This window comes from Streptomyces sp. bgisy159, assembly GCF_057707805.1.
On record NZ_JBYIQX010000024.1, the window covers coordinates 73965 to 99323 of the forward strand.

22 protein-coding genes are annotated in these 25359 nt (G+C 74.0%); 4 read left to right on the plus strand and 18 right to left on the minus strand.

The genetic code is table 11. The annotated features are described in order from the left end of the window. Positions 1-28: 28 nt before the first annotated feature. The 15 genes from AC3ET3_RS22700 to AC3ET3_RS22770 form a co-directional block, all read right to left on the minus strand. Complete coding sequence (locus AC3ET3_RS22700) at positions 29-694, minus strand: flavodoxin family protein (RefSeq protein ID WP_435612780.1); 666 nt, start codon at positions 692-694, stop codon at positions 29-31. Further along, a complete protein-coding gene (locus tag AC3ET3_RS22705) occupies positions 664-1263 on the minus strand; it encodes an anthranilate synthase component II (protein WP_435612781.1) in 600 nt (199 codons plus the stop codon). Before AC3ET3_RS22705 ends, AC3ET3_RS22700 begins: the two co-directional genes overlap by 31 nt. Beyond that, positions 1260-2744: an anthranilate synthase component I family protein gene (locus tag AC3ET3_RS22710; protein WP_435612782.1), complete on the minus strand. Its 1485-nt coding sequence runs from the start codon at positions 2742-2744 to the stop codon at positions 1260-1262. Before AC3ET3_RS22710 ends, AC3ET3_RS22705 begins: the two co-directional genes overlap by 4 nt. A gap of 148 nt (positions 2745-2892) precedes the next feature. Then, positions 2893-3570: a phenylalanine--tRNA ligase beta subunit-related protein gene (locus AC3ET3_RS22715; protein ID WP_435612783.1), complete on the minus strand. Its 678-nt coding sequence runs from the start codon at positions 3568-3570 to the stop codon at positions 2893-2895. Then, complete coding sequence (locus AC3ET3_RS22720) at positions 3567-4880, minus strand: Gfo/Idh/MocA family protein (protein WP_435612784.1); 1314 nt, start codon at positions 4878-4880, stop codon at positions 3567-3569. The genes AC3ET3_RS22715 and AC3ET3_RS22720 overlap by 4 nt, the downstream gene beginning before the upstream one ends. A 56-nt stretch (positions 4881-4936) precedes the next feature. Next, positions 4937-6052 (minus strand): Ldh family oxidoreductase, encoded by a 1116-nt coding sequence (locus AC3ET3_RS22725; protein ID WP_435612785.1) that lies wholly within the window; start codon positions 6050-6052, stop codon positions 4937-4939. Between the two features lie 68 nt (positions 6053-6120). Further along, the gene (locus tag AC3ET3_RS22730; RefSeq protein ID WP_432134834.1) at positions 6121-7428 is read right to left on the minus strand and encodes a M20/M25/M40 family metallo-hydrolase; all 1308 of its coding nucleotides are present in this window, start codon (positions 7426-7428) and stop codon (positions 6121-6123) included. Next, complete coding sequence (locus tag AC3ET3_RS22735; protein WP_432134835.1) at positions 7421-8326, minus strand: sugar phosphate isomerase/epimerase family protein; 906 nt, start codon at positions 8324-8326, stop codon at positions 7421-7423. The genes AC3ET3_RS22730 and AC3ET3_RS22735 overlap by 8 nt, the downstream gene beginning before the upstream one ends. A gap of 6 nt (positions 8327-8332) precedes the next feature. After that, a complete protein-coding gene (locus tag AC3ET3_RS22740; protein ID WP_435612786.1) occupies positions 8333-9469 on the minus strand; it encodes a DegT/DnrJ/EryC1/StrS family aminotransferase in 1137 nt (378 codons plus the stop codon). Further along, positions 9466-10611, minus strand: coding sequence for a DegT/DnrJ/EryC1/StrS family aminotransferase (locus AC3ET3_RS22745; protein ID WP_432157452.1), 1146 nt, complete (start codon positions 10609-10611; stop codon positions 9466-9468). Before AC3ET3_RS22745 ends, AC3ET3_RS22740 begins: the two co-directional genes overlap by 4 nt. Continuing rightward, complete coding sequence (trpA, locus tag AC3ET3_RS22750) at positions 10608-11405, minus strand: tryptophan synthase subunit alpha (protein ID WP_432139890.1); 798 nt, start codon at positions 11403-11405, stop codon at positions 10608-10610. Before trpA ends, AC3ET3_RS22745 begins: the two co-directional genes overlap by 4 nt. After that, on the minus strand, positions 11402-12589 hold the full coding sequence (trpB, locus tag AC3ET3_RS22755) for a tryptophan synthase subunit beta (RefSeq protein ID WP_432139891.1): 1188 nt from the start codon (positions 12587-12589) through the stop codon (positions 11402-11404). The genes trpA and trpB overlap by 4 nt, the downstream gene beginning before the upstream one ends. Further along, complete coding sequence (locus AC3ET3_RS22760) at positions 12586-13383, minus strand: indole-3-glycerol phosphate synthase TrpC (protein ID WP_432157450.1); 798 nt, start codon at positions 13381-13383, stop codon at positions 12586-12588. The genes trpB and AC3ET3_RS22760 overlap by 4 nt, the downstream gene beginning before the upstream one ends. Then, the gene (gene trpD, locus AC3ET3_RS22765; RefSeq protein WP_435612787.1) at positions 13364-14794 is read right to left on the minus strand and encodes an anthranilate phosphoribosyltransferase; all 1431 of its coding nucleotides are present in this window, start codon (positions 14792-14794) and stop codon (positions 13364-13366) included. The genes AC3ET3_RS22760 and trpD overlap by 20 nt, the downstream gene beginning before the upstream one ends. Next, the gene (locus AC3ET3_RS22770) at positions 14794-16134 is read right to left on the minus strand and encodes a nucleotide sugar dehydrogenase (protein ID WP_435612788.1); all 1341 of its coding nucleotides are present in this window, start codon (positions 16132-16134) and stop codon (positions 14794-14796) included. The genes trpD and AC3ET3_RS22770 overlap by 1 nt, the downstream gene beginning before the upstream one ends. Before the next feature lie 108 nt (positions 16135-16242). Between AC3ET3_RS22770 and pdxR the strand changes: the two genes are divergently transcribed. After that, positions 16243-17643, plus strand: coding sequence for a MocR-like pyridoxine biosynthesis transcription factor PdxR (gene pdxR, locus AC3ET3_RS22775; protein ID WP_435612789.1), 1401 nt, complete (start codon positions 16243-16245; stop codon positions 17641-17643). A gap of 377 nt (positions 17644-18020) precedes the next feature. On the opposite strand, the gene AC3ET3_RS22780 is transcribed toward pdxR, so the two are convergent. From AC3ET3_RS22780 to AC3ET3_RS22790, 3 genes are all read right to left on the minus strand, one after another. Then, a complete protein-coding gene (locus AC3ET3_RS22780; protein ID WP_432139896.1) occupies positions 18021-18695 on the minus strand; it encodes a response regulator in 675 nt (224 codons plus the stop codon). Then, the gene (locus tag AC3ET3_RS22785) at positions 18679-19605 is read right to left on the minus strand and encodes a sensor histidine kinase (RefSeq protein ID WP_435612790.1); all 927 of its coding nucleotides are present in this window, start codon (positions 19603-19605) and stop codon (positions 18679-18681) included. Before AC3ET3_RS22785 ends, AC3ET3_RS22780 begins: the two co-directional genes overlap by 17 nt. Before the next feature lie 254 nt (positions 19606-19859). Beyond that, entirely contained in the window at positions 19860-20606 is a 747-nt protein-coding gene (locus tag AC3ET3_RS22790; RefSeq protein ID WP_432139898.1) for a 4'-phosphopantetheinyl transferase family protein, read from the minus strand. Between the two features lie 299 nt (positions 20607-20905). On the opposite strand from AC3ET3_RS22790, the gene AC3ET3_RS22795 reads away from it, so the two are divergent. The 3 genes from AC3ET3_RS22795 to AC3ET3_RS22805 all read left to right on the plus strand — a co-directional run bounded on the left by AC3ET3_RS22795 (position 20906) and on the right by AC3ET3_RS22805 (position 24999). Then, positions 20906-21847 (plus strand): UbiA family prenyltransferase, encoded by a 942-nt coding sequence (locus tag AC3ET3_RS22795; protein WP_432139899.1) that lies wholly within the window; start codon positions 20906-20908, stop codon positions 21845-21847. Between the two features lie 374 nt (positions 21848-22221). Further along, positions 22222-23160: an ACP S-malonyltransferase gene (locus AC3ET3_RS22800; RefSeq protein ID WP_432139900.1), complete on the plus strand. Its 939-nt coding sequence runs from the start codon at positions 22222-22224 to the stop codon at positions 23158-23160. Between the two features lie 264 nt (positions 23161-23424). Next, positions 23425-24999: a S8 family peptidase gene (locus tag AC3ET3_RS22805; protein WP_432139901.1), complete on the plus strand. Its 1575-nt coding sequence runs from the start codon at positions 23425-23427 to the stop codon at positions 24997-24999. Positions 25000-25359: the final 360 nt, after the last annotated feature.

Genomic DNA, 25359 nt, shown 5'->3' on the forward strand with positions numbered 1-25359 from the left:
GCGCCGCCCCTGTCCTGCGACGGGCTGGTCACCCCGCCAGGGTGAGCAGCCCGTCGCGCTCGTTGCGGGGCAGCGACAGCAGGCGTGCGGTGTCCTCCCGGCCGCCGTGCGGCAGCAGCAGCACCCGCAGCAGGTCGATCATGCGGTCGATCAGGCCGCGCGCCGCGGCCATGCCCTCGTGGTCCTCCTCCGGCGCGAACTGGTCGTGCACGAAGGCGGGGAAGCCGCTGCCGGCCACGATCATCCGGTTGAGCAGCACGTTGTCGATCAGCTGCCCGTACACCCGGTCGTGGCTGTAGCGGCGGCCGGTGACCACCACGCCGGCCACCTTGTTGGCGAGCGGGCGCTCGAAGCGCAGATGCCCCACCCCGGCCCGCTCGATGAAGTTCTGCATGGCGCCCGCCAGCCCGAACCCGTGCACCGGCGCCGCGTACAGCACCCCGTCGGCCCGCACCAGCCGGTCCACCAGCGCCGGGACGTCGTCGTCGACCGCGCACGGCACGGGCCGCACGTTGCAGTCGCCGCACGGCCCGCACGGCGTGATCCGGTACTCGGCGAGCGGGATCACGTCCAGGTGCACGCCGTGCTCGGCGGCCGCCGCCGCCAGCACGCGCAGGACCCGCGCGGTGAGACCGTCCGGCCGCTCCGAGCCGTTGAGCGCGGCTATGGTCGCCCAGGGGATGTCACTGGCCATCGCTGTATCCCTCCAAGGAAGTTGTCGACGAAGGCCGCTCCCGACCTCGTCGTGATGCTCTCGGGGTGGAACTGCACGCCCTCCACCGGCAGCCGGCGGTGCCGCAGCCCCATCACGCAGCCGTCCTCCCGGGCCCGCGCGGTCACCACCAGCGCGTCCGGCGGCGGATCCGCCACGGCCAGCGAGTGGTAGCGGGTGACCTCGGTGCCGCCCGGCAGGCCCGCGAAGACACCGGTGCCGTCGTGGGCGAGGCGGCTGGTCTTGCCGTGCACGGTCCGCGCCGCCCGCTCGATCCGGCCGCCGTAGGCCAGCCCGATCGCCTGGTGCCCGAGGCAGATCCCGAGCAGCGGCACCCGGCCCGCGAACCGGCGCACCAGCTCCACGTGGCCGGAGTCGGCCGGATGCCCGGGACCGGGCCCGAGCACCACCGCGTCCGGGCGGCGGGCGGCCAGCTCGGCGGGGGAGTACGCGTGGGAGGCGACCAGCTCGGTGGCCGCTCCGCGTCCGCGCAGGTAGTGGTCGATGATGTGGACGAAGCTGTCGCGCGCGTCGACGAGCAGGACCCTCACGCCGTCAGCTCCTCGCCCGTCAGGGCGGTGTACACCGCGCCCATCTTGACCAGTGTCTCGCGCCACTCGCCGTCCGCCGTGGAGTCGGCGACCACGCCGGCCGACGCCTGCAGCGCGTACGTCCCCGTCACCGGGTCGTGCACGGCGGTGCGGATGCACAGGGCGAGCGTCGCGGCCCGGCCGCGGACGTCGACCAGGCCGACGGCGCCCGCGTACGCGCCGCGCGGCCGGCCCTCGATGTCCAGGATCAGCTCCATGGCGCGCACCTTCGGCGCGCCCGTCATGGTGCCCGCCGGGAAGGTGGCCGCCAGCGCGGACCACACGTCGGCGCCCTCGGCCATCTCACCGCGGACCGTGGAGACCAGGTGGTGAACCCGGGCGAACCCCTCGACCGCCGTCATCCGCTCGACCGCGACGGTACCCGGCACGGACACCCGGGCCAGGTCGTTGCGGCACAGGTCGACGAGCATGATGTGCTCGGCCCGCTCCTTCTCGTCGGCCCGCAGCGCCGCCACCCGGCGGTCGTCCTCGGCGGGGTCCGCCGAGCGCGCCGCGGTGCCCGCGATGGGCCGCATCACCAGGGACCGGCCCTCCAGCCGGAACAGCAGCTCGGGGCTGGCGCCGAGCAGGGTGCGGCCCGCCCACGGCACCAGGTACATGTACGGCGACGGGTTGGCCCGCCGCAGCCTGCGGTAGGCGTCCAGGGCCGGCAGCGGCGTGGTGACGTCGAGGCGGTGGCCGATCTGGATCTGGTAGACGTCGCCCGCCCCGATGTGCTCCAGACAGCGGCGGACGCGGGCGGTGAACTCCTCCCGGCGCACGGTGTCGCGCACCGCGGTGGGCCGGGGCGCCGTAGGCACCGGGGCCTCCTCGGCCGGCAGCCCGTCCACCAGAGCGGTCAGGTCGGCGCCGAGGGCGCCCGGCCCGCCGAACTCGGCTGCGTCCGCGTACAGCTGACGGGCCTCGCCGGTGTCCAGGTTGTAGCGGACGACGTACCGGAACAGCGTGAGGGCGATCTCCGGGGCGCCGCCCGGGGCGCGGGGCGGCAGCCGCTCCAGGTGCCACGCCGCCTCGTAGCCGAAGACCGCGAGGAACCCGAACGCGTACGAGCCGAGGGGGACGTCCGTCGTCACCGCGAAGCACCGGTCCAGTGCGCGCAGCAGCCGGGGCACGTCACCGGCGGCGTCGCGCACGGCCGTCCGCAACCGGTCGGCGAGCGCGGGCCGCCCGTCCACGGCGGGCCGCCCGTCCCGGACCGTGACCCGGGCCAGGACGTCGGCGCCGACGGCGGCGAACCGGCAGTCCTCGTCGGGGCCGGCCAGGCTCTCGAAGAGGAACACCTGGTCGTCGCCGAGCAGCCGGCGCAGCTCGGTGCACAGGGCGAGCGGGGCGTGCGGGGGCAGAGCGGTCCGCGCCACGGTCACCCGCAGGGGTGCGGTGTCCGCGCGCGGTGGTGCGGGCGCGATGGCGGTCATGGTCATCGTGGACGGTTCCTCTTCGGTCCGAGGGTCGGTTCAGCGGCGTACCGTCAGCCAACCAACACCCCCGGAACACGGGGCAGTCCACTGGCCGGGGGCGGTGCCGTACCACTTCCCCGCCCGGCCGTGACCCGCCGCCCGGCCGGGCCGGCTACACCGGGCCGCCCAGCAGGGCGGCCGCCTCCAGCAGCGCGTCCCGGCAGGTGTCCTCCTCGACGCCGGGCACCGCGCAGGCCAGCAGCAGCACCCGGCGGGTCCCGGGGGTCACCGCCTGGTGGACGCCGTCCCGGTGCGCGAACAGCGACAGCACCCGGGCGTCGTCCGCGAGCACCGGCCGCCCCGCCTCCGGCACCACCGGCCCGTCCGCGCCGAGCGCGGTGAACTCCTCCGTGCCGTCGGCGAGCCGCAGCCGCACCTCGCCGGTCAGCTGGTCCCGGTCGAACAGGCCGAGCGCGACCAGGGTGCGCACCGCGACCGCGTTGACCGCGTCGACGGCCGGGTTGATCCGCGGCCAGGACCCGGCCGGCTTGCCGCGCAGCCCCCGGTCGATCAGCGCCTGCACGGACGGCGGCTGCTTGTCGGGGTGGGAGCCCAGGCGCCGGCTCAGCTCCCGGTAGGCGGCCACGGCCGGCGCCGACCGCACCTCCGACCGGCTGGCGCCGGTCCACCGGGCGTGCGCCTCGGCCCACACGGAGTCGGCCGCGGCGACGCCGCCCGGGGCGATGTCCGCCTCCAGGGTGAGCACCTGCACCCCGGGCATCAGGGCGCGGGCCTCGGGCGAGACGTCGATCTTGCGGAAGGTGGGGGTGCGGCGTACGGCGCCGGTCATCGGGTGCCTCCGGAGAAGGTGAGGGTGTCCGCGGTGTGCAGGTCCAGGTCCTCGGCGGTGAGGACGCGGTCGGTGTCGATGAGGATGTTGTAGTGGTTCGGCGCGTGGCACTCGTCGAATCCGGCCACCCGCCCGATCGGCCCGCCCGGCCCCGTCACCAGGTCGCCCCGCTCGATCACCGTGCCCGCCGGGAACTCCGCGAAGCCGAGGAACCCGACGTGGTCGACGCGGTCCCCGGTGGTGGCGGGCCGGTCGGTGGTGGTGACCAGTTCGTGCACGTCACCGGCGCGCACGCACCGCGACCGCCACGGCGACAGCCGCATCCCGCGGTCGGTGCGCCGGTGGAACAGCAGCTTCACCAGCCGCGCGCCGACCGGGTCCTTGGCCGGCATCCGCAGCCGCTCCTCCTTCGTCCGGCCGACGGCGTACGCCTCCTCGACCAGGTCGACGATGTGCGGGCCGCGGTCGGGCTCGGCCCGGCCGTCCCGTACGACCCGGTGGAAGTCGGCCATGATGCCCGCGTACTCGTGGTCCAGGGACGACTTGAACTCCTGGAAACCGTCGAGCATGTCGGCGCGCAGCTCCCGGCCGTCCTTGAGGTGCACGGTGATGTCCTTGCGCTCGCCGCTCTCCAGGGCCCAGTCCAGGTCGACCCGCACCGGGATGCCGTCCTCGGTGGCCAGCCGCAGCTCGGCGCAGAACTCGACGCCGGCCCGCACGTCGCCGATGGTGGCGTCCTTCAGGGTGAGCGGGCCCAGCACGGTCTCCAGGGCGTCCAGGGCGTTGGGTCCGTTGTCGATGACGCAGCCGCCGCCGCACCGGTCGATGTCCTGGTACCAGCGGTCCGTCCCGGTGTGCTCCTCGATCTTCTCGTCGTAGTGGCCGGTGACGTGCGAGATCAGCGCCCGCTCGGGCAGCCGGGCCGCCAGGTCGAGGACGTGGACGTTGTAGCGGCGGTGGAAGGCGGTGAACAGCGTCGCGCCGTGGGCGTCGGCCAGCGCCGTCAGGGCGTGCGCGTCCTGCGCGGCGACGGTCAGCGGCTTCTCGCAGCACACGTGGACCCCGGCGCGCAGCACGTCCGCCACCACGGGGGCGTGCGCGTGGTTGGGCAGGGTGACCACCACGCCGTCCACCAGGCCGGAGGCGAGCAGTTCGCGGTGGTCGGTGAAGAGGGCGGTGTCCGGGCCGAACCCGGCCAGTTTCCGCTCGTCCAGGTCGCACACGGCGGTCAGCCGCAGCTCCGGGTCGTCCTCGACGGCCCGCAGGAAGAAGGGCGCGATGACGCCCAGTCCGATCACTCCGATACGCATGGTCGTGGGCTCCTTCTGGGATGTGCCGTCGTCCGTCGGGGGAGTGCCGCGGCGGTTCACGCCGCCGCTCGCAGGTCCTGGGCGGCCAGCGCCCCGGGCGCGGTGACCCCGAGCCGTCCGGCGAGCGCGGTCAGGCCCTCCGCGACCGGCAACGGCAGCTCGACGCCCTCGCGCCGCGACCGCTCGTAGCGGGCTGCCTCGGGGGCCCCGGGGTAGGTGACACCCCGCGTCGCGTACGCGGCGGCCGGGGAGTTCGCGACGGTGTCCAGCAGGACGCGGTTCTCGGCGGCGATGTCGTGGGCCGAGCCGAAGGCCGACGGGTCGATCACGATGGCGGTGTGGCCGACGTTGTCGTCGCCGGCGGGCTGCCCCTCGAGCACGCCGGGACGCGGGCCGTACGCGGAGCCGGACAGCGGGCCGCACAGCAGGTCGACCAGGAGGGCGAGGCCGAAGCCCTTGGCGCCGCCGGTCTCCCCGGGCCCGCCGAGCCAGGCGACGTCCGCCTCCTCCGCCATGAACGCGGCCGGGTCCGTGGTCGGCGTGCCGTCGTGCCGCACCAGCCACTCGCGGGGCACCTCCCGGCCCTCCCGGTGGGCGGCCTTGATCTTACCGGTGGCGACCACCGTGGTGCTCATGTCCAGCACGAACGGCACCCCCTCGGTGACCGGTACGGCGGCGCTGATCGGGTTGGTGCCGAGCATCCGCACCGTGCCGCCCAGCGGCGGTGCGACGCCCTGTGCGCCGCAGTTGGTCATCGCCAGCCCGATCAGCCCGGCCGCCGCCGCCTTCTGCGTGTAGTAGCCGGCGCTGCCGAAGTGGGTGCTGTTGCGGACGGCGACCATGCCGATGCCGGTCTGCCGGGCCTTGTCCATCGCGATGTCCATCGCGAGGTCCATGGTGACCAGGCCCAGCCCGCGGTCCCCGTCGAGCAGGGCGGCCCCGGACGTCTCCCGGACCACGCGCGGCGCGGCGTCGGCGGCGATCCGGCCGTCCAGCAGGCGGGGCGCGTAGATGTTCACCAGCCCGTTCGTGCCGTGCGTGGTGAAACCGTGCGCGTCGGCGTACGTGATCACGTCGGCGGCGGTGCCGGCGGCCTGCTCGTCGAGGCCGCACTCGGCGAGGACGGAGCGGACGAAGGAGGACAGGTCGGCGAGGGGGACGCGGACGGTCATGGCGGGTTCCTTCTCTCTACGGACGACGAATGTGTGGGTACGACAGGGAAACGGGGGGAGGAGGCCGGTCAGGCGACGCGGGCCGCGAACGCGTGGACCAGGTCCTTGACGCGCTGCGCGTAGGCGTCCAGGTCGTCGAGGTCCACGAACTCGCCCGGGGTGTGCGCCCCGTTGGCGTCCAGCCGGCCCGGCCCGCAGGCGGCGACGTAGCGGCCGGGGCCCGGCGCCCAGATGGCGTCGCAGGTGAACGCGGAGCCGTCGGCCAGCCCGTCGTGACGGACGAACCCCGCCTCGGACAGCACCAGTTCGGCCTCCGGGTCGCGGTTGCGCAACGTGGGCAGCCCCTGCTTCAGCCAGTCCAGGCGGACCACCCGCCGCCAGTCCCGCACCGTGCGCCGGTTGAACGGGTCGTGGGCGTGCAGCTGGGCGAACTCGGTGCGCGCCTCCTCGATCAGCACCTCCAGCGAGGCGGCGAGCAGCTCCGCCTGCTCGGTCGTCGGGTAGGCGATGTTCAGCAGCAGCCGCCCGTCGCCGTACACCCGGTTGTGGGCGGTGCCGGTGTGCAGGCCCGACACGCAGAGCTTGGCGCCCATGCCGTGGGCGAGCGGGCCGAGCCGGCGGGACAGGAAGTCGGCGAGGAAGCCCAGCAGCACGGTGGCGTTGTGGCCGTCGCCCGGGTGGTCGTCGGTGGAGTCCTCGCCGTGCACCGTGATCAGCGGGGTCATCGCGGCCGTGCAGCCGTCCATGAAGGTGCTGCCGGTGGGCTCGGCGAACACCATCAGGCGGCCGGTGTACCCGGCGTCGACCAGGGCGCGGGTGCCGTACGTGCCCATCGCGCCGCCCTCCTCGCCGGGCACCGAGGCGATCTGCACCTCGACCCGACCGTCCAGGCCCGGGTCCTCGGCGAACGCGGCGGCCACCCCGACGGCTGCGGCGATCCCGGGCCCCTTGTCGTCGACGGCGCCCCGGCCGTGCAGGACCCGCCCCTCCAGACGCGGCGGGACGTGGGGGCCCACCGTGTCCACGTGGAAGTTGACCACCAGGCGCCGCTCCTCCGGCTGCGGCGACCCGAACCCGACGACCACCGAGGGCTGCCCGGCCAGGAAACCGGGCAGATCCCGGCCCGCCGCCTCCCGTACCGGCGCCGGCACCTCGGGCCGCTCCAGCAGCTCCGGCGCGGGGGACTGGTGCAGCACGGTGGTGAAGCCGCGCTCGGCCGCACCGGCCAGGAACACCCGCTGCGCCCGCGCCGCGCCGTCCAGGGGACCGCCCTCCAGGGGCGACACCGAGTCGACGGCCATCAGCTCGGTCAGCCAGTCCACGTCGGCGGCGCTCAGGCCGGTGCCGGTGCGGGCCGTCCGGGTCGACTCAGCCATGGTGGCTCTCCTTCCAGTACAGGGCGCGGGCGGTGGTGTCGACACCGAGCAGCGCGGTGAGGCGGTGGGCGTACTCGCGGTATCCGGCGGCGAGCGCGCCGGGCTCGCCGGTCAGTCCCAGGTGCGGGATGCGGGCCAGGTGCGGCTCCAGGCTGTAGTGGCCGCGGTAACCGTGCTCCTCCAGCAGGCGCACGCACCCGGCCACGTCGGCCGTGCCCTCGCCCGGCATGGTGAACTCGGCGCTCCCGTCGGGCCGTACCACGCCGTCCTTGATGTGCACGTGGTCCACCCACGGCAGCACCCGCCACAGGAAGTCCAGCGCCTCGTAGCCGTAGGCCAGCCCGTTGCCGGTGTCGAACAGCAGGCGCAGCCGGGGGCTCGCCACCTCCTCCAGCATCCGCACCGTGTGCTCGGCGCTCTGCCCGCCCCAGCCCTGGCAGTTCTCGTGCAGCAGGGTCACGCCCAGCCGCTCCGCCTCACGGGCCAGCAGCCGCATCCGGCGCAGCGCCTCCGTACGCCACTCGTCCGGCGGGCGGCCGTCGTTCGGGTACGACATCACCCGCAGCCGGGAGCAGCCGAGCAGGGCCGCCACCTGGGCGGAGCGCTCCAGGACCGCCAGCTCGGCGTCCATGTCGCCGCCGACGGTGGTGGACCAGGAACCCACCGGGGTGTCCACGACCGGCACCCGCAGCCCGGTGACGATGGTGCGCCGCGCCAGGTCGGCCGCGTCACCGGTGGGCAGCTCGTGCAGGCCCCGCCCGTCGACGGTGCGCAACTCGATGGCCTCCATGCCCAGTTCGTGGTGGAGGGCCAGCTGGCCGGTCAGGTCGAGGGCGGCCTCGTCACCGATCCCGCACAGCCGGTCGGGGGTGATCCGGGAGCCGTTCAGCAGGGTCACCGTCGCTCACCGGCCCGCCGCGTAGAAGCGCTGGACGGCGTCCACCACCCGCTCGGCAGCGCCCGGCGCCATGTCCGGGTGCAGCGGCAGCGCCAGGGCCTCCCGGCAGAGCCGCTCGGCGACCGGGAAGTCGCCGGGCGCGTGCCCGAGTCCGGCGAACGCGGGCTGCAGGTGCAGCGGGCGCGGGTAGTAGACGGTGGTCTCGATGCCCTGCCCGGCCAGGTAGGAGCGCAGTTCCTCGCGCTCCCGGGCGCGCACCACGTACGTGTAGACCGAGCGCCCGGCGAAGCCGGCCGGCGGGGGCAGCAGCGCGGGGGCCAGCGGGCGCAGCCCCTCCTCGTACAGCTCGGCGACGGCGCGCCGCCGCTCGGCGAGTTCCGCGAGCCGGGGCAGCTTGCGCAGCAGGAACCCTGCGGTCAGTTCGTCCATGCGGCAGTTGAAGCCGAGCAGTTCGTGGTGGAAGCGGCGGCCGGCGGGCTGGCCGTGGTTGCGCAGCATCCGGGCCACCCGGGCCAGCTCCGGGTCGTCGGTGACGATCATCCCGGCGTCGCCGATGCCGCCGGCCGGTTTGGCCGGGAAGAAGGAGTACACCCCGGCGATGCCGTGCCGGCCCGCGGGCCGGCCGTCGACCTCGGCGCCCAGGGCGACCGCGCTGTCCTCGACCAGGTGCAGTCCGCGCCGGGCGGCCAGGTCGGCGAAGGCGCCCATCCGCGGGGAGCCGGTGAACAGGTAGGCGGGCAGCAGGGCCCGGGTGCGGTCGGTGACGGCGGCCTCGGCGGCGGCCGGGTCGAGCAGCGCCGTCTCGTACTCCACGTCGGCGAAGACGGGGCGGGCGCCGCGCAGGGCGACCGTGGAGGCGGTCGAGACGAAGGAGAACGCCGGGGTGACCACCTCGTCGCCCTCGCCGACGCCGAGCGCGGAGAGGATCACGGTGAGCGCCCCGGTGCCGCTGGCCACGGCGACGGCGTGGGCGGCGCCGGTGAGCCGGACGATCTCCGCCTCCAGGCGCTCCACCCGGGACTTCAGGATGAACTCGTCGCTCTCGGCGACCTCGCGGAAGACCTCCACGACGTCCTCGACCCAGTCGGCGGAGCGGGCAGGCCAGTCGGAGTAGGAGATGGCGGGAGTGGCGGCGGTGGTCACGATGCGGCTCCGGCTCCGTAGAAGGCGTGGATCAGGGCGGCGACACGGTCGGCCTGCTCGTCGGTCAGATCGGGGTACATCGGCAGGGCCACGGCCCGCCGTGCGGCGGCCTCGGCGACCGGCACCGGGTGGCGCGAGCCGGGCAGCGGGGCCAGCAGCGGCTGCTCGGTCAGCGCGCGCGGGTAGTAGGTCTCGGTCCCGACCCCGTGCGCGTCCAGGAACGCGACCAGCTCGTCCCGACGGTCGCACTCGATGAGGTAGACGTAGTAGACCGGATCGCTGGGCGCCTTGGCGGGCGCCTGCCAGGGCGTCGTCACCTTCCCGGCCAGTGGCGCCAGCAGCCGGTCGTAGCGGGCGGCCAGTTCGGCGCGGCGCCCGATCTCCTCGGTCAGCCGCTCCAGCCGGTGCAGCAGGAACGCCGACTGGAGTTCGTCGCAGCGGCTGTTGTAGCCGACCTCGTGGTAGACGTACGCGCCGTCGGTGTCCTGGCCGTGCTGGCGCAGCCGCCGGGCGCGGGCGGCGATCCCGTCGTCGTCGGTGAGCAGCATTCCGGCGTCGCCGAGCGAACCGAGTGTCTTGGTGGGGAAGAAGGACAGCACGCCCCCGCTGCCCCACAGGCCGGCGTGTATCCCGCCCGCGACCATGTCGATGCCCTCGGCGCTGTCCTCCAGCAGCAGCAGCCCGTACCGGTCGGCCAGGTCCTTCAGCGTTTCCATGTCGGCCATCTGCGAGAACAGGTGCACCGGCATGATGGCCCGGGTGCGCTCGGTGATCGCCGCCTCGGCGCGCTCGGGGTCCATGGCGTAGCTGCCCGGCAGGACGTCCACCAGCACCGGCTGCGCGCCCACGTGCAGCACCGCCGACGCGGTCGCGAAGAAGGTGTACGCGGGGACGATCACCTCGTCGCCGGGGCCGATGCCGGCCGCCCGGAGCAGGATCACCAGGGCGTCGGTGCCGTTGGCGACGGCCACCGCGTGCCGGGCGCCGGTGCGCTCGGCGATCGCGGCCTCCAGCTCGGCGGTGACCGGACCGGAGGTGAACCGCCCGGAGGCGGCCACCTCCCGGATCCTCGCCGCCAGTCGGGGCCAGTCGCGGCGGGCGGAGGCGGCGCCGCTGAAGAAGGGCACGGTGGTCTCGGTCATCGGGTGGCCGCCTTCAGGGAGGAGATCAGCTCGCTGGTGGCCCGGCGGCGGCCGGCCGCGTCGCGCGCCGCCCCGATCGCCTGGAGCAGCGCGCTGCCGACGATCACGCCGTCCGCCTTGCCGTGCAGCGCGGCCACGTGCTCCGGGCGGGAGATGCCGAACCCGACGGCCATCGGGGTGTCGCCGGCCGCGCGGACCCGGTCCAGGTAGGCGTCGATGCCCGGGTCGAGCTCCGAGCGCACCCCGGTGACGCCGTTCGCGGCGAGGACGTACAGGAAGCCGCGGGAGGCGGCGGAGGCGGCGGCGACCCGCTCCGGGGAGCTGCCGGGCGCGGTGAAGAACGCCTGGCCCAGGTCGGCGGCCCGGGCGTGCGCCAGCCACTCGGCGCCCTCGCCGACCGGCAGGTCCGGCACGACGAAGCCGTCGGCGCCCGCCGAGCGCGCGTCGTCGTACAGCTGGGTCAGCCCGTAGCGCAGGAACGGGTTGCAGTAGCCCATCAGCACGATCGGCGCCTCCACGCCTGCGGCGCGGGCCTCGGCGACCACGTCGATGGTGGCGGCGGTGGTGGTGCCGGTGTCCAGGGCGGCCTGCCCGGTGGCCTGGATGACGGGTCCGTCGCCCAGCGGGTCGGAGAACGGCACCCCCAGCTCGATCACGTCGGCACCCGCCTCCACGGCGGCCCGGATCAGGCCGACGGTCTCGCCGAGCGAGGGATACCCGGAGGTGAGGTAGGCGACCAGCGTCGTCTCCTCCTTGACCCGGTTGTCGGTGAAGGTCTGTTCGAGGCGCTTCATCGGGAGGTCTCCTCACGCTGCTGCAGGGCGGCCATGGCGGAGGTGAGGTCCTTGTCGCCGCGGCCGGAGAGGTTGACGAGGACGGTGCTGCCGGGCGCCATGCCGCGGGCCGTCTTCAGGGCGCCGGCCACGGCGTGCGCGGACTCCAGCGCGGGGACGATGCCCTCGTGCGCGCTGAGCGCGGCGAAGGCGTCCAGCGCCTCGTCGTCGGAGGCGGAGATGTACTCGACCTTGCCGGTGTCCTTGTAGTACGAGTGCTCGGGGCCGACGCCCGCGTAGTCCAGGCCCGGCGCGATCGAGTGGGTGAGCTGGATCTGCCCGTCGTCGTCCTGGAGCAGATAGGTGCGGGTGCCCTGGAGGACGCCCGGGTCGCCGTAGAGCAGCGGGGCCGCGTGCCCGCCCTGGCCGCCCCTGCCCTCGCCGGCGGCCTGGACGCCGACCAGCCGGACCGGGTCGTCGAGGAAGGCGCTGAACATGCCGGCCGCGTTGGAGCCGCCGCCGACGCAGGCCACCACGGCGTCCGGCAGCCGGTCGTTCTCCGCCAGGAACTGGGCGCGCGCCTCCCGGCCGATCACCGACTGGAAGTTCCGCACGATCGTCGGGAAGGGGTGCGGTCCGACCACCGAGCCGAGCAGGTAGTGCGTGGTGTCGGGGTGCGCGATCCACTCGCGGATCGCCGCGTTGATGGCGTCCTTCAGAGTCGCCGTGCCCAGCTCCACCAGCTCCACCCGGGCGCCGAGCAGCTTCATCCGCTGCACGTTGGGCGCCTGCCGCTCGGCGTCGACCCGGCCCATGTAGACGGTGGCGTCCAGGCCGAGGTAGGCGCAGGCCGCGGCCACGGCCACGCCGTGCTGGCCGGCGCCGGTCTCGGCGATGATGCGCTTCTTGCCCAGCCGGCGGGCCAGCAGCGCCTGCCCGATCGAGTTGTTGATCTTGTGGGCGCCGGTGTGGGTGAGGTCCTCCCGCTTCAGCCACAGCTTGACGCCGTTCTCCGTACGGCCGAGCCGGTGCAGCTCGGTGATGGGCGTGGGCCGCCCCACGAACATCTTCAGCAGCCGGTCGAGCTCCGTGGTGAACTCCGGGTCGAGCAGCGCCTTGTGGTACTCCGCCTCCAGTTCCTCCAGCGGGCCCACCAGGGTCTCCGCGACGAACTGTCCGCCGTACTCGCCGAATCGGCCGTTCACGAGGCCACCTCCAGAATCGGGACCCCGGTGTAGGACCGCAGGCGGGCGGCGGGGTCGGTGCTGCTGAGCAGGGACTCGCCGATCAGCGCGGCGTCGAAGCCGTGCGCGGCGATGCGTTCGATGTCGGCCCGGCCGGACAGGCCGCTCTCGCTGACGGTGAGCACGCCGCGCGGGATGTCGCGGCGCAGCCGGGCCGAGGTGTCCAGGTCCACCGCGAAGGTCTGCAGATCCCGGTTGTTGATGCCGACGACGCGGGCGCCGGCGGCCAGCGCCCGGTCCACCTCCTCCTGGGTGAAGGTCTCCACCAGCGCGTCCAGGCCGAGGCCGTGCGCGGTCTGCACCAGGTCCGTCAGCAGCGCGTCGTCGACGGCGCGGACGATCACCAGGACGGCGTCGGCGCCGCTGTCGTGGGCGAGCCGCACCTGGCGGACGTCGACCAGGAAGTCCTTGAACAGGACCGGCACGGTGACCGCCGGGTGCTCCGCGACGGTGCGCACCAGCTCCGCCGAGCCGCCGAAGTACGGCGTGTCAGCGAGCACGGAGACCGCCGAGGCACCTCCGGCGACGTACCGGCGGGCGGTGGGCACCGCCTGCTCGGGGTCCAGCAGCCGCCCCTTGGACGGCGACTCGGGCTTGACCTCGGCGATCACCGAGACCTCCGGCCCGCCCAGCGCGGCGGCGAACCGGCCCGGCTCGGCGGGGGCGAGCCGGCCGCGCGCGGCGGCGTCGGCCGCGGCCGGGCCGCTCCACGCCGCGCGTTTGGCGGCGACTATCTCATCGAGATGCATGGCCATGACGGCCCTCCGGGTTGCTGTCGGTTCGTACGGGACGTGCGCCGGCGGCGCCTGACGTGGTGCGCGGGGCGGGCGCCTCTCCCCGGACCCGGCCGACCGTGGCGCCCGCGGCCCGAGCGCGGCCGGCGCTCCCGGCGGCGGCCGGTTCGGCGGCGCTCCCGCCCCACCGCGCCAGGTGCTCGGCCGGCGCGGCCGGTTCCGGGGTGTCGCCGCGCTGCGGCGCCCGGGGGCGGGCCGGGCCCTGAGCGCGCCCGGCGCTCCCCGTGGCGGCCGGTTCGGCACCTCCCGTACGCCGCCGCGCCAGACGGTCGGCCAGCACGGCCGGAGTGGCCGGGGCCTGTGCGCGGGTGGTGCCCGGTGCGGGGTGCGGGCCGGGTGCGGGGGTGGCCTGCCCGGCCAGGCGGTCGGTCAGGGCGGCCGGGGCCTGCGCGTGGACGGCGTCGCGGGCGATGCCCACGGCGGTCGCCAGGTCGGGGGCGACCCCGGCCAGCAGCAGAACGGCGGCCGCGTTCAACAGCACCGTGTCCAGCAGCGGCCGCGGAGCCGTACCGGCGAGGACCTGGCGGGCCAGGGCCGCGTTCCGCTCCGGGCCGCCGCCCGCCAGCTCGGCCCGGCCCGCCGGGAGCAGGGGCAACTCGGCCGGGTCGACGGTGAATTCAGTGAGGTCGCCGCCGTCCACCTCGATGACGCGGGCGGGCCCCGCGGTGGTCAGCTCGTCCATGCCGTCGGCACCCAGGACCACCCAGGTCCGCCGGTGGCCGAGCAGCGCCGCGGCCTCGGCCAGCACCTCCTGGTCGCGCCGCGTCGCGGTGCCGATGAGCCGGCCGGTCAGCGGCACCGGGTTGGCGAGCGGCCCGGACAGGTTGAACAGCGTGCGGAAGCCGAGCCGGCGGCGGACCGGCGCGATCCTGCGCAGCGCCGGGTGCAGCGCCGGCGCGAACAGGAACGCGAACCGGTGCTCCGCCAGCTGGGCGGGGATGCGCTCCCCGGCGTCCAGGTCGACACCCAGCGCCTCCAGCAGGTCGGCGCTCCCGCACCGGGAGGTCGCCGCCCGGTTGCCGGCCTTGGCGACCGTCGCCCCGGCCGAGGCCGCGACCAGACCGGCCAGCGTGGAGATGTTCACCGAGTCGCTGCCGTCACCCCCGGTGCCGACGACATCGGCCGCCGGGCCCGTCCAGGCGACCGGCCTGGCCACCGCGAGCACCGCCCGCACCGCCGCGGCCACCAGCACCGGTGTCGCACCGCCGACCGCCACCGCGGTCAGGAAGGCGGCGACGTCCACCGGCTCCGTGGCCTCGTCCAGCAGCTCGGCCACCGCGTCCCGGGCAGCCTCGGGCGACACCGTACGGCCCGCCACCGCGTCCCGGGTGACGGCGGGCAGCGCCCGCGCACCGAGGAGGGCCGCCGTCATCACAGCACCGCCACATTGCTGACCGCCGCGAGCTTGTTGTGGGTGTCGAGGACCAGCGGCGGGATGCCCCACAGCACGTCGTGGTCCAGCCCGGGCACCGGCGTGACCAGCACCGCCGCGTCCTGCTGGGCGAGCTCCACCGCCGACCAGCCCGCCTCGGCGACCGGCTCGCCGTCCACGGTCAGGTCCGGGACCAGCGGGTCGTGGTACGACACCCGGGCGCCGGCGGCGCGCAGCCCGCGGATGACGTCCAGCGCGGGCGCGTTGCGCAGATCGGCGACACCGGACTTGTAACTCACCCCGACGATCAGCACCTTGGCGCCGCGCAGCGCCGAGCCGCGCTCCGCCATCAGCTCGGCCAGCCGCTCGACGACCTGCTGCGGGCGGCGCTCCACCCGCTCGTAGGCGGCGGCCACCAGCTTCATGTCCGTGCCGGCCGCCGCGGCGGCCTCGCGCAGGAACAGCGGGTCCACGGGGATGCACTCGCCGCCGACGCCCGGACCCGGGTAGTGCGGGAGGAAGCCGTACGGCTTGGTGGACGCGGCGTCGATGACCTCGCGGACCGGTATCTCCAGCTCCCGGCACAGGTCCGAAAGCTCCAGCGTGAGGCTGATGTTGACCAGGCGGAAGGTGTTCTCGAACACCTTCGACAGCTCGGCGACCTCCAGCCGCGAGGCCGGCACCACCGTCTCGCAGACCTGCTCGAAGAGCAGCGCCGCGCGGCGGGTGCACTCGTCGGTGAGACCGCCCACCACCTTGGGGGTGTTGGCGAGGTGCCAGCCCGCCGTGTTGGCCGGGTCGACCCGCTCCGGGGCCATCGCGACGTGGAAGTCGACGCCCGGCTGCAGGCCGGTGGCGCCGGCCAGCCGGGCCGCCGCGGCCGCCGTGGTGCCGGGCGGCACCGTGGACTGCAGGACGACCAGCATCCCCCGGCGCAGCAGCGGCGCGATCGAGTCCGTCGCCGACTCCACGTAGTCCAGGTTGGCCTGCTGGTCGCCGGTGACCGGGGTGGGCACGCAGACGATCAGGACGTCCGAGCCGGCCAGCTCGCCGGCCTCGGTGGTGGCGCTCAACCGGTCGGCGACCGCGGCCAGCTCGGCGTCGGCGACGTCCGGCAGGTACGACTCGCCGCGCTCGACCTGACCGACCCGCTCGGCGTCCGTGTCCAGACCGCGGACCGGGAAACCGGCGGCGGCGAACCCGAGACCGAGCGGCAGACCCGTGTAACCGAGTCCGACGATTCCCACCCGCAGCGTGCGGCGTCCGATCCTCTGGTCGAAGAGGGCGGCACCGCCGCGCGGATGAATCTCGGGAGCGAGTACGCCAGTCATTTCAGACATTGGGGTCTCCCCTCGGAGTGCTATAAATAAGGGCCGTTGGCGACTTCAATAAGGCCAGTGGACGAGGGGGGACACCCAGACCACTGCGGGGGAAACGGAGCAGACCAGATGGCCTGGCATCTGTCGGTGCAGGTGGACCGGGACTCCTCCGTACCGCTCACCACGCAGCTGCAGAACGCCATCAAGAGCCGCGTCGAGGACCGGGTCCTGCACCCCGGCGCGCGCCTGCCGTCCAGCCGCCAACTCGCCCAGGACCTGGGGCTTTCCCGCAGCGTGGTGGTCGAGGCGTACGAGCAGCTGATCGCCGAGGGGTACCTGGAGGCGGTCCGCGGCTCCGGCACCCGGGTCGCCGGCAAACTGCCCGAACCGGCCGGCGAGACCTCCCTGCTGGACGAGCGGCCGGCCACCGGGGCGCGCTGGGATCTCCGGGTCGGTATCGCCAACCTGGCGAATTTCCCCCGCCAGGAGTGGCTGAATTCCTATACGAAGGTCCTGCAGAGCGTCGGCCGCGAAGGCATGGACTACCCGCCGGTCTCCGGCATCGCCGAGTTGCGCAACGAACTCGCCGGCTATCTGGGCCGGGTGCGGTCGGTGCGTACCGAGCCCGCGCAGGTGATGGTCACCGCCGGGTTCGCGCAGGGGCTGGCGCTGTTGTCCGACTCCCTCCAGCGGCTCGGCATCCACGAACTCGCCATCGAGGAGCCCGGGCACAACGGGCAGCGCCGGTTCATCCTCGACACCGGGATCACCCCGGTGCCGGTGCCGGTCGACGAGGAGGGCCTGGACGTCGGGGCCCTGCACCGCAGCGGCGCCCGCGCCGTCCTGGTCACCCCGGCGCACCAGTTCCCGACCGGGGTGATGCTGTCACCGGAGCGACGCCGGCAGCTGCTGGCCTGGGCGCGCGAGCGGGACGGCTGGATCATCGAGGACGACTACGACGGCGAGTTCTGGTTCGACCAGCTCGCCCGGCCCGCCGCCCTCCAGGAGGACGATCCCGATCGGGTCGTCTACGCGGGCACCACCAGCAAGGTGCTGGTGCCCGGCCTGCGCCTGGGGTGGCTGGCGATCCCGCCGAAGCTGTACCCGCTGATGGAGCGGGTCCGCTCCCGACAGGACCAGGGCTCCGACACCCTCACCCAGCTGGCGTTCGCCGAGCTGATGCGCAGCGGGCTGCTCGACCGCCATCTGCGCCGGGTCCGCTCCCGCTACCGCTCCCGCCGCGAGGCGCTGGCCGCGGCCGTGAGGGAGTCCCTCCCGGAGGCCCGGCTCAGCGGCTGCGCGGCCGGCCTGCACAGCTACGCGCTGCTGCCGCCCGGTACCGACGAGGCGGCGGTGGTGCACGGCGCGCTGCGCCGTTCCGTCCTGGTGCGCGGCGGCGGACAGTTCCGTTTCAGCGGCCCCGCCGGCCCCCCGGCCCTCCTCCTCGGCTACGGCTCCCTCCCCCTGACCGGCATCTCCGACGCCATCGCCGCCATCGGGTCCTCCTACGAGGAGGCCCGCCGCCCCTGACCCTCACCGGGCCGGCAGGGCGGTCACCGGCCGGGCGCGGAGGCATTGCCGCCGGGGAGGGCCGCCGGTGGCGTTGCGCGGGGAGAAGCGGTCACCGGCCCGGCGCGGGACATTGCTGCGGTGAGACAGGCCGGCCGCCACTCCTGCGATGAGGCAGACCGCCCGTCCCGCCTCTCGTGCCCCCGGCGCCGGGGGCACGGTCGGGCCGGCCCGGTTGCCGCTCGGCGGGGTCGGGGCCGGTGGGGGAGGCGGGCGGCCGCCGCATACCCCGGCCGTCGGTGCCGTCGGTGCCGTCGGTGCCGTCGGTCGGGGTCGGTCGGCGTCGGTCCGGCCGGTGGGTGAGGTGCCCGGCCGTTCGCGGCGCGGCGTGGGCGCCGTCAGCGCATGAGGCGGCCCCGGGGGGCCGCGATCAGCTTCTGGGCCAGGGCCTTGTTCACCGCGTCGATACGGGACACCGCGTCGAGCTTGTCGAAGATGTTGCGCATGTGGCGCTTGACGGTGCCCTCGGTGATGCCGAGCCGCGCCGCGATCTGACGGTTGCTCATGGCCTCGGCGACGCAGGTCAGCACCTCCCGCTCGCGCGGAGACATGGGTCCGCCGTCCTGCTCGCCCGCCTGGTCGCCGCCCGTGGTGAAACCGGAGCGCGGGACCAGGATGGTGACCTGGTCGTCCTCGCGGGCGGCGTTGCGCACCGCGCCGAGCAGCGCCTCGCGCGAGACGCTCTTGTGCAGATAGCCCCGGGCGCCGAGCTGCAGCAGCTCGTGGACGAGCGTCTGGTCGTCGTACATCGTGAGGATGATGATGCGCAGCCCGGGGAACCGTTCCAGCAGCCGGCGCACCGCCGCGCGGGGGGAATGGTCCGGCATCTCCACGTCCAGCAGCACGACGTGCGGCCGGTGCCGCTCCACCAGTTCCACCAGCCCGCGCCCGCTGCTCGCCTCCGCCACGACCCGCAGGTCCGGCTCCGCGTTGAGCAGTTCGGTCAGTGCGGTGCGCAGCAGCGTGTGGTCGTCGGCCGCCAGGATCCGGATCGGCTCACTTCGAGGATTCAACGGAATCACCTGCGAAGTCCATCAGCGGGACGGTGAACGTCACCCGGGTACCGCCGATGTCGGGGCAGCTGGTGAAGAGGATGGTGCCACCGAGGAGTTCGACCCGCTCGGTGGCCGACGCGATGCCGTTGGCCCGGCCTCCCGTGGCCACCGCCGACACGTCGAAACCGCACCCGTCGTCCTCGATCAAGGCGTGCAGGCTGTGCGGCGCGATGTCGACCACCGCGAGAACGTGGTCGGCCCCGGCGTGCGCCAGCGAGTTGCGCAGGCACTCCCGCACCACGACGAACACCTCGTCGAGCACCGGCTGGGTGGCCCATTCCTCGCTGCCGTTCACCTGGATGCGCACTTTGGAGGAGGTGATCTCCATCGACTCCAGGAACGCCGCGAACGACGACTCCAGCGTGCCCTCGCGCTCCGCCCGGCGCAGCTGGGTGACCAGATCGCGGATGATCCCGAGCGACTCCGTCAGGGTGTCCTTGACGGCGCCGATCCGGACCGCGACCTCCTCGGGACTGCTCTCCCGGGTCAACTCGTGCAGTTCCAGCTGGCGCAGGGCGAGACTGACGTGGTTGCCGAGGTGGTCGTGGATCTCCCGGGCGAGCTGCCGCTGCGCCGCCGCGTTGGCCTCGCGCACCGTGTTCAGCAGGAACGTGTCGTGCCCGAGGGCACCCGCCTCCAGCCGCATCCCGATGCCGCGCTGCAGCGCCCGCACCCCCGCCTGGAACCGGTCCAGCTCGGCGGGTTCGGCCACCATCGACTCGGCGAGCGCGTCGAAGACCAGGTCGAAGAGGATGACCCCGGCGCGCAGCGAGTGCACCCCGCCGATGCCCTGGGTGGCCCGTTCCGTGCCCAGACCCTCCACCTGCTGTATCAGGGTGCCGCGCACATCGGCCCAGCCGCGGCGCATGCTCTCGGCACAGTCCTGAATGATCCGCTCCGCCTGCAGGGCACAGGTGTGCCAGGTGGCCTCGTCGGCGGTCAGCGGGCTTTTGATCTCCTCAAGCCGACCACGATAGGCCGCGACGATTTCTTTGGAACGAGCCAGGAGTTCTTCGGCTGTCGAACTTCTCCGGCCGGCTTCCGTAAAGCCCGAATGCACCAACGGGGACCCCCACCCCTCCAGAACCAACCCTGCGATCATCACTGTGTGGTTATGGGATGTCAATGTGAGCAAGCGCCCATCTCGCATCCTGAGCCTGATCCGGACATCGGCCACAGAAATGATCTCACGACGGCGTCAGGAGTACTTGTGGCCACGGACCCTACATATCCGTCAGGGCATCGCACCTCGTGGACGTACCAGTCCGCGGGGTCACCGGACCGGCGGGCCCGCCGGGGCCGGCCGGTGCGCGGCGGCCCGACCGACACCGGATCGCGCAGGCCGGTACCGGCCGCCTTCCCCACCGCCTCGACCGCGGTCCACGTACGGAATCCCGCCACCCGGCTCTGCGGCCCCACCTGCGGCAACCGGCTCCAGTCGAAGGCGGGCCGGACCCGTTCGACGTCCACGCCGACCGTGCCGGGGGCCCGTACGAGGCCCACCAGGGCGGCCGCTCCGGAGTGGGAAAGGCTGAACTCCAACTGTGGCCAAGGGCCGGTCAGCAGCACGGGCCGCCCGGCACCGCAGCCGCCGCACACCTCCGGCTCGGGGCAGCGGCGGGCCCACCGGGGCACGTGCGGGGGGACGCCGAGGTAGCCGGCGAGCAGGGTGCGCAGCGCCAGATGCGCGGAGCGGTAGCGGGTGCGGCCGGCGGGCCGCCGGAACCGCGCCGCTCGCGCGCGCTCATGGGGTGACAGGACCGAGTCGTCGGCGTCGAGCCGGACCCGGTCGAGAGGAACGGACCAGACATGGATCTCCCCGTGCGCGAGCGCCGGTGCGCTCGGACGCGGGGACAGCAGGGTGGGCATGAGGCTTCCCGGGGGTCGAAGTGGACCAGGGCTGCCAACGGCCCGTCACGGGAAGCGGATGCCGGAAACACCGGCGACCGCCGCACCTCAGCCAAGCGCGCGCGGGAAAAGAGGAAGCGGTCCACTTCGACGGCGATCCGGCGTACCAGGAACGGAGCCTCGCATTCGACTCGGATTCCGCCCGGATTCGGCGTGGGGCAAACGGACTTGAGGCCTCCGAAGGGGCGTACCACTTTAGGAGTACGAGTGGCACATTTGCGGAGCAGTCAGGGCGGTTCGCGAACCATAGGCTCCTCGACATGCCGATGGTGACGACATGGCCACTCTCCGTAGGTGCGCCCCGAGACCTGATATCCGGTATTCCCAGAACGGCGCTCGACTGCCTGAGGGAAACCCGTCCCGCCGTACTGGCGGCCTTCCAGCTCCGCTATCTCGCCGGCATCGCGCTCGCGATCGGGTCGGGCCCGATCGCCGGTGCGCGGCCGGTGCTCCAAGGAGTGCTCGGCTCCCTGGCGTGGTTCTGCGCGATCCTCTACACGTACCTCTACAACGGATGCACCGACTACCACGAGGACCGGATCAACGGCTCCACCCGGCCCATCGCCTGCGGCCGGCTGTCCCGCCGTACCGCCCTCGCCGTCGTGCGGTGCGCCGCCTGCGCCGCCCTGGTGTTCGCGGCCGGCGCGGGGCCCGGCCCGCTGCTGCTGTGCGTGGCGCTGCTGGGGCTCGGATACGGGTACTCGGCGCCGCGCACGCTGTGGAAGAACCGGACGCCCGCCGCGATGGCCGTGGTCCTCGGCTCCGGGCTGCTCACCTACTGCGCCGGCCCGCTGGCCGTCGGCGTCTCGCCGACCTCGCCGGCGCTGCTGCTGACGGCGTCCGCGATGTCGTTGTGGATGGCGCTGGTCGGCGCGGTCGTCAAGGACCTGTCCGACATCGCCGGCGACGCCGCCGCCGGCCGCCGCACCTGGGCGGTCACCCTGGGCGAGCGGCGCACCCGTGGCCTGGCCGCGCTGGGCGCGTGCCTGGTGGGCGGTGGCTTCACCGCCGGTGCGGCGCTCTGGGCGCCGCGACTGCTGCCGACCGCCGGTGTCGTGCTCACCGGTGCCGTGGTGCTGGCCGCGGTGGTCCTCACCGCACGTCCCGGCGACTCGCGCGGCCGCCGCCGGCGCCCGTACCGCGTGTTCATGACCACGCAGCACCTGGCCCACCTGTTCCTGCTCGCCCACGCCGTCGCCTGAGCGGAGGGGCCGGTGCCGCCGCACGAGGGGGAAGACGTGCGGCGGCCGTTCGGGAAGAGCCGGCTCCGGCTCCTGCATGCAATTCCTCGCGGAATGGCCGGCGGTCCGTCGATCCGCCGGTGTTCCGTCCGGACTCACGGCGACAAAGCTAGGCGTTCGAAAAGCCGGTCGACAAGGGGGAATCGACCAAGGGGACATGCCCCTCTTCCTTGGGCGTATCCGCCCACCACTCAAGTGGAATGCCGGCCGCCGAAACCGCGATCGTGGTGTTTCATCGTCCGGGAAACCCCGGAAAAGCGGCCCGGACGGTGATATCCGGGAACGGGAAGCGTTCGCCCGCCGCGCGCCGGTCCGTAGGAAGGAGACGGAAGACGATGACGACCCTCCGACTGGCGCTCATGTTCCCCGGCCAGGGAGTGCAGCGCCCCGGCATGGGCCTGCCCTGGACCCGCGGTCACGGCTGGTCCGTGGTGGCGGAGGTCGCCGAGGCGGCCGGCCGGGACGTGGCGGACCTGCTCCTCGACGCGGACGCGGCGACCCTGCGCCGCACCGACAACGCCCAGTTGGCCGTCTTCACCCTCGCCCTGGTGGCCCTGACGGAACTGCGCCACCAGCACCCGCTGGCCACGTTCCCCGGAGCGTGCGCCGGACACGGTGTGGGGGAGTACGCCGCGCTGGTGGCCGCCGGGATACTGGACCCGCAGGACGCGGTACGGCTGCTGCTGGTGCGCGGCGCGGCGATGCGGAGGGCCTGCGAACGGGCCGAGGGCGCGATGACCACTGTGGCCGGCCTGGACCCGGCGCGGGTGGAGCAGGTGGTCGACGACGCCCACGCGCGGGGCGGACAGGCCTGGGTCGCCCACTACGACGGGCCGCGCCAGGCGGTGATCGCCGGCCGGACGGCCGACGTGGCGCGCTGCGCCGAGGCGCTGCTGCGGGCCGGGGCGGCGAAGGCGACGCCGCTGCCGGTGGGCGGGGCCTTCCACACTCCGCTGATGGCCGAGGCGGTCGAGCCGGTCGCCGCCGTCCTGGCCGCCGCACGCTTCATGCCGGGCCACACGGCGGTGGTCGCGGGCGCCGACGCCCGCGCCTACCGGGGCGGCCCGCACTGGGCCGAGCTGCTGCGCCGTCAGATCACCGCGCCGGTCCGCTGGGCGGACACGCTGCGCGCGCTCACCACCGACCTGGTCTGTGACCGCCTGATGGAGATCGGCCCCGGCCGGACCCTCACTGCGCTGGCCGAGGCCACCGTCCCCCGCGTCCCCGGCTCCGCGTTCTCGGACCCGTCACGCTCCGCGGTCCCGACCGCCTGAGCCAGCGCGGCGGGCCACGGCGTGCGCCAGGGGGCGGGACCGGCCGGGGTCCCGTCCCCGTCGCATATGACGGCACGTCATGTCGGTCGCGCTTCCAACCTGTTACGTCCGTGCGGGGCCCCTTGTGCAATTCCTGTGGAAGCCCCAATCTTTCGGCTGACGCACGCACCGCCCCGATTGTCATGGGCATGCCCATCCGGTCCGTCGGGGTCGTGCCGCGCGCACTCCCCACCAGCGCACCACCGATTGAGGAGGATCCCTCAGATGGCAGTGATGCGTTCCAGCAGGCGAAGAATGGCCACGATCAGTGCGGCGGCCACCGCCGTACTCGCCGCGGGTCTCGTCTCCGCCCTCCCCGCCACGGCCGCCCCGCAGGGCACCATCCAGTACGAGGGCGCCGCCGACGCGGTCGCCGACAGCTACATCGTGACGTTCAAGCCCGGCGCCACCCGCGCCGGCACCGCCCAGGCCCAGGCCGTCACCACCAAGTACGGCGCCACGATCGAGCGCACCTACCGCAAGGCGCTCAACGGCTACGCGATCGAGGCGTCCAGGATCGAGGCGAAACGTCTCGCCGCCGACCCGGCCGTCGCCTCCGTCGTCCAGAACCGCCTCTTCCACGTCGACGGCACCCAGCCCAGCCCGCCCTCATGGGGCCTGGACCGCATCGATCAGAAGGCGCTGCCGCTCAACAACTCGTACACCTACCCCGACTCCGCCGGGCAGGGTGTGACCGCCTACGTCATCGACACCGGCGTACGCATCACCCACAGCGACTTCGGCGGCCGGGCCTCCTACGGCTACGACGCCGTCGACAACGACAACACCGCCCAGGACGGCCACGGCCACGGCACGCACGTCGCCGGCACCATCGCGGGCGGCTCCTACGGCGTCGCCAAGAAGGCGAAGATCGTCGGCGTACGGGTGCTGAACAACTCCGGGCAGGGCACCACCGCCCAGGTGGTCGCCGGCATCGACTGGGTCGCCCAGAACGCCGTCAAGCCGGCCGTCGCGAACATGTCGCTCGGCGGTGGTGTGGACAGCACCCTCGACGCGGCGGTCCGCAACGCCGTCGCGGCGGGCGTCACCTTCGCCGTGGCCGCCGGCAACGAGACCGACAACGCCTCCAACCACTCGCCCGCGCGCGTGAGCGAGGCCATCACCGTCGGCGCCACCACCTCGTCCGACTACCGGGCCGGTTACTCCAACTACGGCTCCGTCCTCGACCTGTTCGCGCCCGGCTCGTCCATCACCTCCGCGTGGAACTCCAGCGACACGGCGACCAACACCATCTCCGGCACGTCGATGGCGACCCCGCACGTGGCCGGAGCGGCGGCCCTCTACCTGGCCGACCACCCGACGGCGACCCCGTCCCAGGTGAGCGACGCCCTGGTGGCCGCCGCGACCAGCGGCGTCGTCTCCAGCCCGGGCAGCGGCTCGCCCAACCGCCTGCTGTACGTCGGCGACGGCGGCACGACGCCCCCGCCGCCCACCGGTGACCGCTTCGAGAACACCACCGACTACGCGATCAGCGACAACTCCACGACCAACTCGCCGGTCACCGTCAGTGGTGTCTCCGGCAACGCGCCGTCCGACCTCGCCGTGGAGGTGCACATCGTGCACACCTACATCGGTGACCTGCGGGTCCAGCTGATCGCCCCCGACGGCACGGCGTACACCCTCAAGGCGTACGGGACCGGCGGCAGCAGCGACGACATCGACACCACGTACACCGTCGACGCCTCCTCGGAGAGCGCCGACGGCACGTGGACGCTGCGGGTCAGTGACAACGCCTGGCTGGACACCGGCCGCATCGACGCCTGGGCGCTGCAGTTCTGACGCGCGGCCGCGCCCGCTGACACTCACCCGGCGCCCGGGGGCTGCTCCTCCGGGTCGGGGGACTCGTCCTCGCGGCAGGGCCTGGGGTCGGTGACCCCTCCTGCCGCGAGGGCGAGTTCGGCCCTTTTTGTGAGCATTCATTCAACTTCGTAGGCGTTCAGGTCCAGGGCGGCTGCCACGGGAGGAGGACCGGCAGCGGTCGCACCCCGGCGCGTGGCGGCTGGGTGGCCGGCGCGGCGACCGCCCGGATCGTCGTGTTCGCGACCCGCATACCCGCCCCACGCGTCACACGCTTACCATGCGCCCTGTCGTCTGTCGCAGGTCGCACACCAGTTCCGGCGCATCGGTTCCGGTACGCCC

Excerpts from the sequence above, each read along its gene's own strand:
- pdxR (WP_435612789.1), top strand. The coding sequence starts at position 16,243 with ATGGCCTGGCATCTGTCGGTGCAGGTGGACCGGGACTCCTCCGTACCG.
- AC3ET3_RS22770 (WP_435612788.1), bottom strand. The coding sequence starts at position 16,134 with ATGTCTGAAATGACTGGCGTACTCGCTCCCGAGATTCATCCGCGCGGC.
- AC3ET3_RS22790 (WP_432139898.1), bottom strand. The coding sequence starts at position 20,606 with ATGCCCACCCTGCTGTCCCCGCGTCCGAGCGCACCGGCGCTCGCGCAC.
- AC3ET3_RS22710 (WP_435612782.1), bottom strand. The coding sequence starts at position 2,744 with ATGACCATGACCGCCATCGCGCCCGCACCACCGCGCGCGGACACCGCA.
- AC3ET3_RS22745 (WP_432157452.1), bottom strand. The coding sequence starts at position 10,611 with ATGACCGAGACCACCGTGCCCTTCTTCAGCGGCGCCGCCTCCGCCCGC.
- AC3ET3_RS22725 (WP_435612785.1), bottom strand. The coding sequence starts at position 6,052 with ATGACCGTCCGCGTCCCCCTCGCCGACCTGTCCTCCTTCGTCCGCTCC.
- trpA (WP_432139890.1), bottom strand. The coding sequence starts at position 11,405 with ATGAAGCGCCTCGAACAGACCTTCACCGACAACCGGGTCAAGGAGGAG.
- AC3ET3_RS22715 (WP_435612783.1), bottom strand. The coding sequence starts at position 3,570 with ATGACCGGCGCCGTACGCCGCACCCCCACCTTCCGCAAGATCGACGTC.
- trpD (WP_435612787.1), bottom strand. The coding sequence starts at position 14,794 with ATGACGGCGGCCCTCCTCGGTGCGCGGGCGCTGCCCGCCGTCACCCGG.
- AC3ET3_RS22730 (WP_432134834.1), bottom strand. The coding sequence starts at position 7,428 with ATGGCTGAGTCGACCCGGACGGCCCGCACCGGCACCGGCCTGAGCGCC.
- AC3ET3_RS22795 (WP_432139899.1), top strand. The coding sequence starts at position 20,906 with ATGCCGATGGTGACGACATGGCCACTCTCCGTAGGTGCGCCCCGAGAC.
- AC3ET3_RS22800 (WP_432139900.1), top strand. The coding sequence starts at position 22,222 with ATGACGACCCTCCGACTGGCGCTCATGTTCCCCGGCCAGGGAGTGCAG.
- AC3ET3_RS22720 (WP_435612784.1), bottom strand. The coding sequence starts at position 4,880 with ATGCGTATCGGAGTGATCGGACTGGGCGTCATCGCGCCCTTCTTCCTG.
- AC3ET3_RS22700 (WP_435612780.1), bottom strand. The coding sequence starts at position 694 with ATGGCCAGTGACATCCCCTGGGCGACCATAGCCGCGCTCAACGGCTCG.
- AC3ET3_RS22760 (WP_432157450.1), bottom strand. The coding sequence starts at position 13,383 with ATGGCCATGCATCTCGATGAGATAGTCGCCGCCAAACGCGCGGCGTGG.
- AC3ET3_RS22785 (WP_435612790.1), bottom strand. The coding sequence starts at position 19,605 with ATGCGCCGCGGCTGGGCCGATGTGCGCGGCACCCTGATACAGCAGGTG.
- AC3ET3_RS22805 (WP_432139901.1), top strand. The coding sequence starts at position 23,425 with ATGGCAGTGATGCGTTCCAGCAGGCGAAGAATGGCCACGATCAGTGCG.